Consider the following 14963-nt stretch of genomic DNA (forward strand, 5'->3'; position numbering starts at 1 on the left):
GACCGGATCCCTCTTTCAATGCAACCAGTGGACCAGACGACATGACCAGGCTTTCCGACGACCTTGAATCCCGCATTTCCCGCGTCAAGGCGCCGGCCCGCGATGCGGTTTCGGACAATTCGCCGGTCGAGGTGCTGGTGAAAGAGATCATCGCCAATGTGGCGGCGCGCGGTGACGAGGCTGTGCGGGACTATGCGCTGAAATTCGACAAATCCGATCTGGAGGTGCTGGAGGTCAGCCGCGAGGCCCGTGAGGCGGCGGTGGCCGGTCTGGACCCGCAGACCCGTGCCGATACGCAATTCGCCATCGACAACGTGACCGCCTTTGCGAAGGCGCAGCTTGGCACCATTCTGCCTTTGGAAGTCGAGACCCTGCCGGGCGTGCATCTTGGCCACCGGGTGATCCCTATTGACCGCGTCGGCTGCTATGTGCCGGGCGGGCGCTATCCGCTCTTGTCGGCGCCGGTGATGACTATCGTTCCGGCAAAGGTCGCGGGCGTCAAAGAGATCATCGCCTGCCTGCCGCCCAATGCGCATGAGGCGATGATCGCCGGCTGCCATATGTCCGGCGCGGACCGTATTTTCCGCGTTGGTGGCGCCCAGGCAATTGCGGCCATGGCGCATGGTACGGCCTCGATCCCCAAGGCGGACAAGATCGTGGGACCGGGGAATGCTTTCGTGAACGAGGCCAAGCGCCAGGTTTTCGGCCCGGTCGGCATCGACCAGCTGGCCGGCCCATCCGAGATCTACACGCTGGCCGATGAGACCGGCAATCCGCGCATGATCGCGACCGACCTGCTGGCCCAGGCCGAGCATGACATCCGCACCCGTGTCGGCCTGATCACCACTGACAAGGGGCTGGCAGAAGCCGTGCTGGCCGAGGTCGAAAAGCAGTTGAAAGACCTGCCCACCGCCCCGGTCGCCGCCGAGGCCTGGCGCGATTATGGCGAGATCATCGTCGTTCCGGATGAGGCGACCATGATCGCCGTTTCCGATCTGATCGCGGCCGAGCATCTTCAGGTCCATACCAAAGACCCGAAGGCTTTCGCGCAGCGGCTGACCTCTTACGGCTCGCTCTTCATCGGGGAAAATGCCTCGGTGGTCTATTCCGATAAATGCATCGGAACCAATCATACGCTGCCGACCATGGCGGCGGGGCGCTATACCGGCGGGCTCTGGGTTGGCGCCTATGTCAAAATCTGCACCCATCAATGGCTGGAAGACGCGGCCATCCGCCAGGTGGCAGAACCCGCGATCCGGCAAAGCGCCTCGGAAGGGCTGGAGGGGCATCGCCGGGCTGCGGCATTCCGTCTCGAACAGAACTGAAAATGCGCTCCGTCCGGGCTTGTCATTGCCCGGGCGGAGTGTCTAAAATTTGATCAACAGGGAGAAAAACATGAAAAACTCGGGTAAGATTTCCAAATTCGGCAAGGTTCTCGCCATGGGCGCGGCCATGACCATGGCGGGTGCTGCGGCCCAGGCGCGTGACCTGACCGTGGTGTCCTTTGGCGGCAACTTCCAGGACGCGCAGCGCGAACTGTTCTTCAAACCCTTCGCCGCACTGACCGGCAAGCCGGTGCTCGATGAGGCCTGGGAAGGCGGTTACGGCGTGCTGCAGGCCAAGGTGAAAGCCGGCACCCCGAACTGGGATGTGGTCCAGGTCGAGGCCGAAGAACTGGCGCTTGGCTGCGCCGATGGCATCTATGAAAAGCTCGACTGGGAGAAGCTGGGCGGCCAGGACAGCTATATCGAGGGTGGCGCGACTGAATGCGGCGCGGGCCATATCGTGTGGTCGGTGGCGATTGCCTATGACGGCAACAAGCTGACCGGAGCGCAGCCCACCAGCTGGGCTGATTTCTGGGATGTCGAAAAGATCCCGGGCAAGCGCGCGCTGCGCAAATCGGCGAAATATGCGCTTGAGGCCGCGCTGATGGCCGACGGCGTTTCCGGCGCCGAGGTCTATGATGTGCTCGCGACCCCGGAAGGCGTTGACCGCGCCTTCGCGAAACTCGACGAGCTGCGCCCCAATCTGGTCTGGTGGGAGGCCGGCGCGCAGCCGCTTTCCATGCTGCAAACCGGCGATGTGGTGATGGCCTCGGTCTATAACGGCCGCATCACCGGGCTGAACCGCACCGAGGGCACCAATCTGAAACTGGTGTGGAATCAGTCGATCTATGCGGTGGACAGCTGGGTGATCCTGGCGGGTGCCGAGAACAAGGATGCAGGCAATGACTTCATCGCCTTTGCCAATGCGCCCGAGAATCTGTCGAAACTGCCGGAGCAAATTGCCTACGGTCTGCCGGTTAAAGCGGCTGCCGAACTGATCCCGGCGGAATATGCCGTCGACCTGCCGACCTATCCAGATAACCTTGCGGTTTCGGTCAATCTGGATGTGGATTACTGGGTCGATAACTCCGAAGAACTGACCGAGCGTTTCAACGCCTGGGTTGCACAGTAAGCGTCCGGGCCGGCCAGGAGATACCCGGCCGGCCCGTTGCTTTCGGACGGTGAGATCAGGATTAAGACGCATCCGGGAAACTGAAGATCGCAACGACGCGGATTTCCCGGCTTTTGATGGCTACAGGGGGTCCCGTGTCAGAGAATTTCATAAGATTTCAGAAGGTTACCAAGGATTACGGCACCGTTCGCGTGGTCGAAAACCTGGATCTCGACATCGCAAGGGGCGAGTTTGTCAGCCTGCTCGGGCCGTCGGGTTCGGGGAAGACCACGCTTTTGATGATGCTGGCGGGGTTTGAAAGCGTCAGCGGTGGGGCGATCATCCTTGACGGGCATAAGATCAATGATCTGCCGACGCACAGGCGCGATATGGGCGTGGTGTTCCAGAATTACGCGCTTTTCCCGCATATGACGATTGCGAAGAATGTGGCCTTCCCGCTGGAGATGCGCGGCATCCCCAAAGCCGAGGTCGCCGGGCGGGTGAAGAAGGCGCTTGATATGGTGCAGCTCGGGGCTCTGACCGACCGGTTGCCGGGTCAGCTTTCGGGCGGTCAGCAGCAGCGGGTTGCGCTGGCGCGGGCGCTGGTGTTTGAGCCCCGCGTCGTGTTGATGGATGAACCCCTTGGCGCGCTGGACAAGCAGCTGCGCGAACAGATGCAGCTGGATATCCGCGATCTGCATCACCGGCTGGGCCTGACGATCATCTTCGTCACCCATGACCAGGACGAGGCGCTGACCATGTCCGACCGGATTGCGGTCTTCAACCATGGCCAGATCCAGCAATGCGCCAGCCCGCGCGAGGTCTATGACCACCCGTCGAACCGTTTCGTGGCCGAATTTATCGGCGAGACCAATCTGCTGGAAGGCACGGTCAGCGCGGTTCAGGGCGAGGTGATCACCCTGGAGCTGCCGGGCGGCACCGCGTTTCGCAGCCATGGCATGCCGGGCTTTGCCGCCGGCGACAAGGCGCTGTTGTCGCTGCGCCCCGAGCGGATCGACCTCTTCTCCGAAGGTGCCGCGCCCGAGGGCAGCAATTGCCTCAGCGGTGAGGTCACCGATACTGTCTACCAGGGCGACCATCTGCGGGTGGTGGTCGAGACCGGCGCCGGTCGCATCATCGCGCGGATCAACCGCAAGGCTTCGGAATGGGCCAATGGTGCGCGGGTCACGCTGGGCTTTCGCGCCCAGGATGGCTGGGTGATCGCGCCATGACAGGATCCTCTCGCTTTCGGTCTTCTGGCTTCAGGGCGCTGATCCTTATCGCGCCGCTGCTGGTCTTTCTGGGCCTGTTCTTCGTCTGGCCGCTGATCACCGTGATCACCCAGGCGGTTTCCGACCCCGCCGTTTCGCGGGTGTTGCCGCAAACGGCGGCGGCGATTGGCGACTGGGATGGCGAAGGCGTGCCCGCGCCCGAAATCCAGGCCGCTTTCCGCGCCGATATCGCCGCCAATACCGATGATCAGGCGATGGGCGATGTGACGCGCCGGCTGAATTCCTCGAAATCGGGCTTCCGCTCGCTGATGGGGAAGACGGTTTCGGCGGTCAGAGAGAACCCCGATATCGACCTGGCCGAGGTCGATAAACGCTGGGCCGATACCGCCTTCTGGAAGGCGATCCAGGACAATGCCTCGCCCTATACCGATGCCTTCCTGCTGGCATCCCTTGATATGGAGCGCGACAGCGCTGGCTCGATCACTTCGATGAAAGAGGGGACATCGGCGAATTTCGCGATCCTGATGCGGACGCTCTGGACCTCGGCATTGGTGACTTTGAGCTGTCTTATCATCGGCTTGCCCTATGCAATGATTGCGGCATCGGTCTCGGGCTGGAAACGGGCGGTGCTTTTGGGGGCGGTGCTCTTGCCTTTGTGGACCTCGCTTCTGGTGCGCACCGCCGCCTGGATGATCATCTTGCAGGATAACGGCATCATCAATCAGTCGCTGATGGGGCTGGGCGTGATCAAAGAGCCGCTTGTGCTGATCTATAACCGCTTTGGCGTGGTGCTGGCGATGACGCATGTGCTGCTGCCCTTTATGGTGCTGCCGATCTATTCGGTGCTGATCACCGTGCCGGGGAATCTGATGAGTGCGGCGGCCTCTTTGGGCGCGCATCCGGTCAGGGCTTTCCTGCGCGTGCTGTTGCCGCTGTCGCTCAGGGGCGTGATCTCGGGCGCGCTTCTCGTCTTCATGGCCTCGATCGGCTATTACATCACCCCGGCGCTGCTGGGTGGGGCGGCGGATCAGATGATCTCTTCGGTGATCGCCGATTACTCGATCAAATCCGCGAACTGGAGCATGGCCGCCGCGATTGGCCTGATCCTGCTGGTGCTGACCCTTGCGCTTTATGCGGTTTATAACCGCCTGTCGCGCGATCCGATCCAGGCGAGGTGAGGCAATGAAATACGCAAAAGCCATCTATGCCAGCCTGATCGTCTTTTTCCTGCTCGCGCCCTTGCTGGTGATCCTGCCGCTGGCCTTCACCTCCAGCGCCTTCCTGACCTATCCGATTCCCGCCTTCTCGACGCGCTGGTTCGAAGAGCTGGTGGTCAATTCGGTCTGGAGCCGGGCCATCGTCAACAGCCTGCTGATCGCCGCCGCCACCACGGTGCTGGCGACGGTGCTGGGGACGCTGGCGGCGCTTGGGCTCAGGTCGCAGGAACTGGGGATGAAGTCGCAGATCCGCACCCTGTTTCTGCTTCCGATGGTGGTGCCGGCGGTGGTGCTGGGCGTGGGGATGCAGTCGCTGTTCGTGCGGTTTGGCTTCAACTCGACCTATTGGTCGGTGATCTTCGCGCATACCGTGGTGGCGATGCCCTTCGTGGTGATCTCGGTCTCGGGCGCGCTGACGGGGATCGACCGGCGGGTAGAGCGCGCGGCGCTGAGCCTTGGCGCACCGCCCTGGAAGGTGTTCGGCCTTGTCACCCTGCCGCTGGCGATGCCGGGCGTCCTGTCGGGTGCGGCGCTGGCCTTCGCCACCTCGCTGGATGAGGTGGTGCTGACGCTGTTTGTCGCCGGGCCGAACCAGCGGACGCTGGCGCGGCAGATGTTCTCGACCTTGCGCGAGAATATCAGCCCGGCGATTGCTGCGGCGGCCTTTATCATCATTGTCGGCACGGTGGTGATCGCGCTGGTGCTGATGCTGGCACGCCGCAAGCGGGCCTGAGGCCCTATGACAGAACCTTGTCGAGCGCTTCGAGGAAGTGCCCGACATGCTCTGGCCGGAACGGCAGCGGCGGGCGGATCTTGAGCGCATCGCCTTTGGCGCCCGAGGCGGATATCAGCACACGCGCGTCGCGCAGGCCATTGACCACCCGCGCCGCCGCTTCTGCCGAGGGTTTGCCGTCTTGCAGGATATCGACCGCGAGGAACAGCCCGGCACCGCGCCGGGGGCCAAGCGCCTCATGCCGGGAGGCAAGGTCGCCAAGACCAGCGAGAAAGGCCGCGCCGGTGTCGCGCGCGTTTTCCATCAGACCTTCATCCTCGATGACGGAAAGCACCGCTCCGGCCACGGCTGCGGCCACCGCATTGCCGCCAAATGTGTTGAAATACCGCGCCTTCGCACCGAAATCGGCGATCACATCGGGGCGCAGCACCAAAGCCGCAACCGGATAGCCATTGCCCATCGGTTTCCCCATCGAGACCATATCCGGCACCACGCCATGGCGCTGAAAGCCCCACATCGTGGCTCCGGTGCGGCCAAAGCCCGGCTGCACCTCATCGGCCAGGAACAGCCCGCCCTCGGCCCGGATGGCATCCGCCGCGGCGGCAAGAAAACCCTCCGGTCCTGTGATCAGCCCGTCTGATGAAAAGATCGTATCGACGATCAGCATGGCCGGGCGGATGCCCGCCTCGCGCATCTTCGCGCAGGTGTCGCGGATCGCGCGCGCGAAACCCGCCGCCACGCCTTCGGGATAATTCGCCGCCACCGGCGCCGGGATCGGGAAGACCTCGGGGCCGGGCGCCACCGCCGGGCCAATCGACATCGACATCTGCGCGGTGGCGAGCGTGACGCCGTGATAGGCATTCGAGGTCACGATCACGCCCGACCCACCGGTCGCCGCGCGGGCGATGCGGTAAGCCAGATCATTCGCCTCGGATCCGGTGCAGGTGAACATCACATGCGACAGCGCCGGCGGAAAGTAACCGAGCAAGCGTTCGGCATAGTCCAGAATGCCCTCATGCAGGTAACGGGTATGGCTGGCCAGCGTCGCCGCCTGTTTCGCCATCGCCTCCACCACGCGCGGGTGGCAATGGCCGACCGAGGCCACATTGTTGTAGCAATCGAGCCAGGGCTTGCCGTCAGCGTCGTAAAGCCAGACGCCCTCGCCGCGCACCAGATGCACCGGTGTCTCGTAGAACAGCCGGTAAGCCGGGCCGAGCGCGGCCTCACGGCGGGAGACCAGCGCCTCCTCTGCCGGGTTCAACCGGGCGGTGGCGCGGTCAAAGGCGTTGACCATGGTTCCCCGGTTCATCTCAGCGGTCATATCAGGCTCCTTTTGCGGCGAGATGGAAGGCGCGGGCGGCGGCATCGGCGCCAATCGCGCGGAAAGCCTCCAGCCCGGCGCGGGCAGCGGGCGCATTCCTGAGGATATAGGGCGCGTTCTCCGGATAACGTGCCGCCCGCCAGGAGGTGATCGACAGGGTGGTGATCATCCGCGCGGTGATCATGTCGAACAGGAGGTCCAGCTCGGGCGCGGTCAGCGGCAGCACCGAAGCGTAGCCCGCCACAAAGGCCGAAAGCCGCTCAAGCGGACGGGCAGGGTCGATCTGATAGGCGGCGGCGACGCCCAGGTCGCAGATGCGTGGCGTGTAAACCATATCGCCGAAATCTATGAGGCCGGTGATCCGGTCGGGCGCGGCAGGATCGACCAGCAGGTTGTGCGGATTCAGATCGGAATGGCAGATCTGCCAGGGCAGCGCGGCGAGGCGCGGCGTGATCTCTGCCGAGAAACGGGCGACAAAGGCGCCGGCCCCGGCGCGCAAAGCCTCATCGGTGATCGAGGGCAAAAGCGGCACCAGGCGCGGTGTCTGGCGGATATCCCACAAGAGCACATGATCCGCCGCCGGATGGCTGTAATCCGCCAGCGCCCGGGTCAGCCGCGCCAGCACCACGCCCGATTGCCGCGCCTGGGCGTCCGAGCGTGCGCCGGCAGACATCGGCTGCCCCTCAAGCCAGGAAAGCACCCTGAGCCGCCCCTCGGGCAATGCCACCCAGAGCGCGCCATCCACCGGGCGGATCACGCGCGGCACCGGCAACTCCGGGTCGCGCTCGGCGACATGCACGAGGGCGCCGGTCTGGAATTCGGTCATGCCGAGGCTTTCGGCCGGATGGGTCAGCTTGACGAGGTATTTTGCGCCCTGGGCGGTGGTCAGGCAGAAATTCAGATCCCGCTCGCCCGCCAGCGGCTGCATCCCGCCCGAAAGACCCCAATGCTCCGCCAGCGCCGCCGCGATCACAGCATCGGCGATCTCTGGCTTGGGCAGGGTCAAAAGCGCGCCAAGCGCGTCATCGGTCGCAGTGGAAACGGGGGCGGGGGGGATGGCTGCATCTGTCATGCCCCGCTTATCGGGCGCAGGGCGGCACAAATCCAGATGCCGCGCAATCTGTCCCTATCAGAGGGGACAAACTGGACTGCCGGCGCGTAAAGGGGGGAAAGGTGAGAGGCTGGACTACGACCCAAACGGATCTCGTTACGGCTGCTTCCTTCCGGACCTGACCGGGTTGGCGAGGCGTTCACCCGCGCCAACCTCTCAACGCCCGATATAGGCCCCGGGGCGCCATCACGCAAGAGGGGGCGCGCAGGGGGCCAGACATGAGCTGGCAGACAAGCGGGCAGGCGGGTTCAGAAGGGCAGGCCCGCGAGGCGCGCGCCTGTCAGCAGGTCATCGGCGACGTGATGCGCCCAGCGGCCTGTGGGCGTCACCACATCCTTCACCTGGATCACGGTGCAGCCGGCGCGGTGGCCGGCCTCGGCGCCGGTCTCGCTGTCCTCGAACACGAGGCAGCGCGCCGGGTCGAGATCCAGCATCCCCGCCGCCATCAGATAGGGCTGCGGGTCGGGCTTGGGCCGTGTCACCTCATCCAGCGTGATCACCCCGGCAAAGGCCGTATGGATGCCGGTCAGCTCCAGCTTGCGGATCGCGCCGGGGCGGCCGGACGAGGTGACCAGCACCGCCGGCACCTCCAGCCCGTCGAGGAGCTGCCTTGCGCCGGGTTTCAGATCCAGCCCGGCTTCGAGATCCTCATAAAAGGCGCGGTGGAGGTCGGATTGCAGCTGGCCTGCATCAAGGCCTGGCAGCGTCTCGCGCAGATATTCGGTGATCGAGGGCTCATCCTTGCCGATCATCGCATGGAGGAAGGCGGGTTCGACCGGATGGCCATGTTCGGCAAAGACCCGCAGATTGGACCGCAGCGCCAGCGCTTCGGTATCGACCAGGGTGCCGTCGAGATCAAAGAAAACCGCGTCGAACATCTCAGCCCCTACTCTTTGCGTCTGTCCGGGGCGGACCCTGCACCATCACAGATGCAGACGGAAGCGTGAAAAGCCCGATGGCATCAGGCCGACCGCTTCGGGGCGCAGGGCTGCGGCAGAGCCGAGCCGCCCGGCGGCACCGCTGCCGCTGTCATAAAGCACGCTGGTGCCGGGCATCGGCACAAAGCGCCAGCCGGGGCTGTCGTCGAACCCGATCCGCCCGGCCTCGCGGATGTGATCGGTGATGACATCGGTACAAAGCCGCCCCTCGTCCAGCACCAGCTGACCGGCGGCGCGGCGCGGGTCGTCGGTGACGTAATTGTTGACAACGAGGATCAGCGGATCCGTCGCCGCAATCGGATGCCCGCCGATGCGGAGGTCCCGGATGCGGTCGGTGCCAAAGAGGCGGGTGACCCCTGGCTGGGCGGCGGGCAGGCTCAGGTCGATCTGATAGGATGCCCCGATTGCCGAGGCAAAGCTGAAGGCGGGGATGCCCGGATCGGTCAGCAGCTGATCCCGGATCCCCGGCACGATCCGGTTGAACAGGGCAGAGGACAGGTCGAGCCGCGCCGAAAGCTCGGCGCCGGTGGTCAGGATTGCGGTCAGCGTATTGGGGAAAGGGTAAAGACTGAACACATGGCGCAGCGAGATATTGCCGGGCGGGATATCGACGTAATTCATCGGCCCGCCCCGGCCACCCGAGCGGAAGGAAGAGACCAGCGCCACCACCGGCAGCGTGCTCAGCGCTCCTCCGGCAAGGCGGGAGCGGGTATGGTCGATCACCGCCGCACCGATCAGCCGCATGGCCTGGCTGTCGGCGACATTGGCGAACCAGGTCGAAAGCGGCTCGGTCAGGGTGGCAAGGCGCTGCCGCATCCGGAACAGCGCCGCCGAATGGTCCTGGGCCAGCGCAAGCCGCAAGGGCGCCGAGGCCTCGCGTATGGCGCGGGCCGGCATGCCGGCAACCGCCTCAAGGCCGGCGATCAGTCGCGACTGGCTGCGGGTCACCTGCCAGCGGCGGTTCGGATTGCCGTTGACCGGTCGCAGCCAGAGGTCGATCAGCCCCAGATGCGAGCCCTCATGCCCCGGCTGCACCACCGGCGTGCCGGCGATATGGCCGCTGACCCCGTCCACCCGCGGATCGGCATGGTTGCGGCGGTCGGGAAAGATCAGATGGCTGTGGCCGGCGATCACCGCATCAAGCCCGGGAATGGAGGCGATCTCGGCGGCCTGGGTTTCTCCCGGTTCGCCCAGGGCCGCCTGGGCAATGCCGGTATGGGCCAGGCAAATCACGACATCCGCCCCGCGTGCCCGCAATTCGGGAACCCAGGCACGGGCGGTTTCCTCCATCTGGCGGATATCAAGCTGGCCCCGGATCCAGCGCGCATTCCATTGCAGGGTCTCGGGCGGGGTCAGGCCGAAGATGCCGATGGTGATCGCCCGCCTGGTGCCATCGGGCAGCGCGATCTCGCGGTTGAGCAGCACCGCCGGTGTGGCGAAATGCCGGTCATCGACCGGCGAGCCTTCGCGCCGGTGCAGCACATTGGCCGACAGAACCGGAAAATTCGCCCCGGCAATGGCGCGGTTCAGCACCTCAAGCCCGTAATCGAATTCGTGATTGCCAAGCGCAACCGCATCATAGCCCAGCGTGTTGAAGGCGGTGATGGCGGGATGCGACCGCCGGCCGCGTTTCGAGGCGCCGATCTCGGCCAGGGCGCCGCCTTGCAGGAAATCGCCATTATCCAGCAAGAGCGAGGCCGGCGCACTTTCGCGGGCGGCGGCGATCAGGCAGGCGATCTGCGCAAGGCCGGTGCCGGGCAGCTGCCGGTTCGAGAAATAGTCATAGGACAAGATCTGGGCATGCAGGTCACTGGTCGCGATGATCCGCAACAGGCCCGAGCCATCTGACGGAGTTTCGCCTGAAAACAGAGGTCCGGCGGACCATGATCTCGCAGGATCAGCAGACACTCTGCCATGCCTTTGAATATGATAGGATCGCAGTCATTACAGTCATATAGGGTTAAAACACGATTGACGTTCAAATGTACAACCAAAGGTTGTCATGCCGGGCGCGCAGCCGCAAGCCCTTGATTGAAACTCTGCGCTGCCGTGGCAAAGGGGCTTTCGGATATCGGGCGGTCATGCCATCACCGCCCCGCAGATCCCTTAAAATACCGTGGCGGAGCGAAAAATGCGACAGGCCAGTTCTGTGACTTTCGGCGGCACCGGGCGCGACCGGGGCCATGCCCTGCGCAGTGATCCCGAGGCGCTGGCCGCTTTACTGGCTTCGGGGCTGGTGCTGCCTTTGTGGCGCGGCATGCCGCTGGCCGATGACAGTGCGCTGTGTTTTCTGCACGCCGGAGATCCGATGCTGGCCGATGCGCCCGAGCCGGTCTTTCTGGGGCTCTGGCGGGAGAAGGGGGTGTTTGCCACCGATCTCTCTGCCTGGCGGCCCGAAGAGGGCCTGCCGACCGAGACCATATTCGATGCCGGGCGGCAGCCGCATCCGCTGGCCCCTGCCGGGCGGCAATTCATCGAACTGCGCCAGATCATGGCGGCGCTGGATCCAGACGAGGCCGAGATGGCCGCGACTGCCCGCGCCTTGCTGGAATGGCACCGCTCACACGGTTTCTGTTCGGCCTGCGGTGCGAAATCCGCAGCCGGCGGCGCCGGCTGGCACCGCAAATGCGCCTCCTGCAAGGCGATGCATTTTCCACGCACCGACCCGGTGGTGATCATGCTGGTCACCCGCGGCAATGACCTTTTGCTGGGCCGCAGCCCCGGCTGGCCCGAAGGCATGTATTCCACCCTCGCGGGCTTTATCGAGCCGGGCGAGACCGTCGAGGCCGCCGTGCGCCGCGAGGTGCATGAAGAGACCGGCGTGATCTGCGGCCCGGTGCGCTATCTGGCCAGCCAGCCCTGGCCCTTCCCCGCCTCGCTGATGATGGGATGCCATACCGAGGCGGAAAGCTCGGAAATCACCATAGACCCCGAAGAACTGGACCATGCGCTCTGGGTCAGCCGCGAGGATATGGTGCGGGTGGTGAATGGCACCCATGCGGTGGTGCGCCCGCCACGCAAGGGCTCGATTGCACGGTATCTGATTGATAACTGGCTTGCCGACCGGCTGAATTAAGAGAATTGTCAGATGATCAGGCTGCGGCCTGTAGCCTGCCGTTGGCGGGATGGCCGAAATGCGCTATCAAAACGATGAACAGGCGTTGTGACCCAGCCTGTTGTAACGGTATCTCCGGACAGGTTGCGCCGGCGCAATTCATCCCGACCACGCAGCCTCCCGGGCCCGGGCGGATGCGGGCGCGACCAAAGGCAATGCAGACAGGCAGGTTCTGACATATGAGATTCAGCTCGAAACAGGATATCGAGGCACCGCTGGACTTTGTCTGGAAGGAAATCACCGATTTCGAACATTTCGAGCGCATGGCCGTGCGGCGCGGGGCCGAAGTCGAGCGGATCGACCATCTGAAACGCCCGGCTGCCGGCATGGGATGGCGCTTGCGCTTTGCCTATAAGGGCAAGCCGCGCAAGGTGCTGCTGCGCATTGCCGAGATGTCGCCGAACGCCGCGCTGGACCTGGATTTCGACAGTCCCTCGGTGGCGGGCGGCATCCGGCTGGAACTGCTGGAACTGGCGCCGAAACGCACCCGGATCTCGCTGGCGGCCGATACCCGCCCCAAGACCATTGCGGCGCGGCTGGTGATCCAGTCGCTGCGGCTGGTCAAGGGGCGCACACAGCGCAAGCTGGATGGCCAGATGGGCAAATTCGCGAAAATGATCGAGGAGCGCTGGCTGGAAAGAGCGGGCTGAGCGCGGCTCGGGCCCAGGCTCGGGTTCAGGATCAGGCGGGCATGCCGCCATCGGAATCGTCGCCCGCCTCGTCCAGCAGGCGGCGGTAATCCGGGATCTCGATCAGCCGCTTGCCATGCAGCCGGATGATGCCGTCGCGCTTCAGGGCCGAGATCTGGCGGCTGACGGTTTCCAGCGTTAGGCCCAGGTAATCTGCCATCTCCTCGCGCGTCAGCGGCAGTTCGACCGAGACCTTGCCCTGCGTGTCGCGCATATGCAGCGAGGCATCGCGCCGCGCCACAATCGCCAGCAGCGAGGCGATCTTTTCCCGCGCCGTCTTGCGGCCCAGCAAAAGCATCCATTCCCGCGCCGCGTCCAGCTCGTCCAGCGTCATTTCCAGCAGGCGCTGCGCCACATGCGGGGTTTTGACCAGCATGTCCTCGAACGGTTTGCGGCGGAAGCAGCACATGACCAGATCGGTCGTCGCGGTGACATCATAGCTGGCAATGGACCGGCCCGGGCGCCCGACGAAATCCGAGGGCAGCAAAAGCCCGACCATCTGGCGCCGCCCATCCTCCATCGTCTGGGTCAGCGTCGCGATCCCTGAGACCACCGAGGCCACGAAATCCATCCGGTCCCCCGACCAGATCACCGTCTGGCCGGCCTGAAAGCTGCGGTAGAATTTCAGCTGCTCCAGCGTTTCCATCTCGGCGCTGTCGCAACGCGCACAGACGGCACGGTGGCGGATCGGGCAACCGCCGCACTCCATGTGCAAGGCCTGTTTTTCGTGCAGCGTCACGTTCACGCCGTTTCCTCTCCGTTGCCATTGATCTGCGTCAAGGAAGATCAGCCTCTGGCGACCTAAAGTAGAGGCATGAAGCCAGATAAGCAACTTGAACGGCTGGGACTTTTTGACGCGAAGGTGCCCCGCTACACCTCATACCCGACTGCGCCGCATTTCCAGGGCGGCTTCGGCGCAGGAGAATTTGTCTCCTGGCTGGGGCAGATACCGGCGGGGTCGCGCATATCGCTTTATCTTCATGTACCTTTCTGCCGCAGGTTGTGCTGGTTCTGCGCTTGCCGCACACAAGGCACGCAATCTGAAGATCCTGTGATCGCTTATGCACAGACCCTGCGCGACGAGATCGCGCTTCTTGCGCGGCATCTGCCTGAAAAAATTACGCTTTCCAGGCTGCATTGGGGCGGTGGCACCCCAACCCTCTTGCCTCCGGACGAAATCAGGCGCCTGGCGGATGCGATTTTCTCGGTGGTTCCGATGGCGCCTGGCGGCGAATTCTCGGTCGAGATCGACCCGAACGAGGCCGATGATGCGCGCCTTGATGCGCTGGCCCGGGCGGGGATGAACCGGGCCTCGATCGGGGTGCAGGATTTCGATCCCGAGATCCAGAAAGCCATCGGCCGCAACCAGAGTTACGAGTTGACAAAACGTATTGCCGACGGGCTGCGTGCCCGGGGAATTGGCAGTCTGAACGCCGATATCCTTTACGGTCTGCCGCATCAGGACAAATTGCGTATCGCTGATTCGGTGCAGAAACTGCTTTCGCTGGGGCCGGACCGGGTGGCGCTTTACGGCTATGCCCATGTGCCCTGGATGAGCCGGCGTCAGCAACTGATCCCCTCGGACAGCCTGCCGACCCCGCAGGAGCGGCTGGCGCTGTTCGAAACCGCCCGGGCGCTTTTCGCCGCAGATGGCTATGACGAGATCGGCATCGACCATTTCGCGCTGCCCGCGGACGGGCTGTCGCAGACCTGGAAAGAGGGGCGTCTGCGCCGCAATTTCCAGGGCTATACTGATGATCAGTCGGGGGTTCTGGTGGGCCTTGGCGCCTCGTCGATCTCGCGCTTCCCGCAAGGCTATGCGCAGAACGCGCCGGCCACCGCCGCCTATACCAAAGCGATCCGGGAGGGGCGGTTTTCCGTGAGCAAAGGGCATGTCTTTCAGGGGGAGGATCTTTTGCGCGGCCGCATTATCGAGGCGCTGATGTGCGATTTTCGCGTCTCGGGCGCCGGGCTTATCCGCGATTACGGTGCCAGCCCGGCCCGGCTTGCGACACTGTTTAAGGCCGCAGAAGAGCGGTTTGGCGATATGGTCACGCTGCAAAACGGTGATCTGCTGATCCCCGACCAGGCGCGGCCGCTGACCCGGATGATTGCGCGCATGTTCGACGAATATGACAGCGCGAAGGCGCAGCATTCGGCGGCGGTCTGAG

The 14963-nt window shown here is 64.3% G+C and carries 13 protein-coding genes and 1 other RNA gene; 8 read left to right on the plus strand and 6 right to left on the minus strand.

Annotation, left to right across the window (positions count from 1 at the left end):
- The first annotated feature begins 41 nt into the window (after positions 1-41).
- The 5 genes from hisD to DRF71_RS11405 all read left to right on the plus strand — a co-directional run bounded on the left by hisD (position 42) and on the right by DRF71_RS11405 (position 5618).
- Entirely contained in the window at positions 42-1325 is a 1284-nt protein-coding gene (gene hisD / locus DRF71_RS11385; protein ID WP_112310647.1) for a histidinol dehydrogenase, read from the plus strand.
- Positions 1326-1395: 70 nt separating this feature from the next.
- Positions 1396-2457, plus strand: a complete 1062-nt coding sequence (locus tag DRF71_RS11390) for an ABC transporter substrate-binding protein (protein WP_112310648.1) — start codon at positions 1396-1398, stop codon at positions 2455-2457.
- 134 nt (positions 2458-2591) lie between these two features.
- Positions 2592-3668, plus strand: a complete 1077-nt coding sequence (locus tag DRF71_RS11395; protein ID WP_198672163.1) for an ABC transporter ATP-binding protein — start codon at positions 2592-2594, stop codon at positions 3666-3668.
- The gene (locus tag DRF71_RS11400; protein WP_112310650.1) at positions 3665-4846 is read left to right on the plus strand and encodes an ABC transporter permease; all 1182 of its coding nucleotides are present in this window, start codon (positions 3665-3667) and stop codon (positions 4844-4846) included. Before DRF71_RS11395 ends, DRF71_RS11400 begins: the two co-directional genes overlap by 4 nt.
- Before the next feature lie 4 nt (positions 4847-4850).
- Positions 4851-5618: an ABC transporter permease gene (locus DRF71_RS11405; RefSeq protein WP_112310651.1), complete on the plus strand. Its 768-nt coding sequence runs from the start codon at positions 4851-4853 to the stop codon at positions 5616-5618.
- A gap of 4 nt (positions 5619-5622) precedes the next feature.
- Here DRF71_RS11405 and DRF71_RS11410 read toward each other — a convergent pair whose 3' ends face one another.
- The 5 genes from DRF71_RS11410 to DRF71_RS11430 form a co-directional block, all read right to left on the minus strand.
- Positions 5623-6927 (minus strand): aspartate aminotransferase family protein, encoded by a 1305-nt coding sequence (locus DRF71_RS11410; protein ID WP_112311280.1) that lies wholly within the window; start codon positions 6925-6927, stop codon positions 5623-5625.
- Between the two features lie 13 nt (positions 6928-6940).
- The gene (locus tag DRF71_RS11415; RefSeq protein WP_112310652.1) at positions 6941-8011 is read right to left on the minus strand and encodes a phosphotransferase; all 1071 of its coding nucleotides are present in this window, start codon (positions 8009-8011) and stop codon (positions 6941-6943) included.
- Between the two features lie 100 nt (positions 8012-8111).
- Positions 8112-8208, minus strand: an RNA gene (ffs, locus tag DRF71_RS11420) — signal recognition particle sRNA small type.
- A gap of 90 nt (positions 8209-8298) precedes the next feature.
- Positions 8299-8928 carry an HAD family hydrolase gene (locus tag DRF71_RS11425; protein WP_112310653.1) on the minus strand — a complete coding sequence of 210 codons (630 nt, stop codon included), beginning with the start codon at positions 8926-8928 and terminating at the stop codon, positions 8299-8301.
- Between the two features lie 45 nt (positions 8929-8973).
- Positions 8974-10896 carry a metallophosphoesterase gene (locus DRF71_RS11430; protein WP_112310654.1) on the minus strand — a complete coding sequence of 641 codons (1923 nt, stop codon included), beginning with the start codon at positions 10894-10896 and terminating at the stop codon, positions 8974-8976.
- A 223-nt stretch (positions 10897-11119) separates the two neighbouring features.
- Between DRF71_RS11430 and nudC the strand changes: the two genes are divergently transcribed.
- Positions 11120-12064, plus strand: coding sequence for an NAD(+) diphosphatase (nudC, locus tag DRF71_RS11435; protein WP_112310655.1), 945 nt, complete (start codon positions 11120-11122; stop codon positions 12062-12064).
- A 218-nt stretch (positions 12065-12282) separates the two neighbouring features.
- Entirely contained in the window at positions 12283-12753 is a 471-nt protein-coding gene (locus DRF71_RS11440) for an SRPBCC family protein (protein ID WP_112310656.1), read from the plus strand.
- 31 nt (positions 12754-12784) lie between these two features.
- On the opposite strand, the gene fnrL is transcribed toward DRF71_RS11440, so the two are convergent.
- Positions 12785-13531, minus strand: a complete 747-nt coding sequence (gene fnrL, locus DRF71_RS11445; RefSeq protein WP_112311281.1) for a transcriptional regulator FnrL — start codon at positions 13529-13531, stop codon at positions 12785-12787.
- Positions 13532-13606: 75 nt separating this feature from the next.
- Here fnrL and hemN point away from each other — a divergent pair, with 75 nt between their 5' ends.
- On the plus strand, positions 13607-14962 hold the full coding sequence (gene hemN, locus DRF71_RS11450; protein WP_112310657.1) for an oxygen-independent coproporphyrinogen III oxidase: 1356 nt from the start codon (positions 13607-13609) through the stop codon (positions 14960-14962).
- Position 14963: the final 1 nt, after the last annotated feature.

Source organism: Pseudogemmobacter bohemicus, assembly GCF_003290025.1.
In the GTDB taxonomy this organism is placed as follows: Bacteria; Pseudomonadota; Alphaproteobacteria; order Rhodobacterales; family Rhodobacteraceae; genus Pseudogemmobacter; species Pseudogemmobacter bohemicus.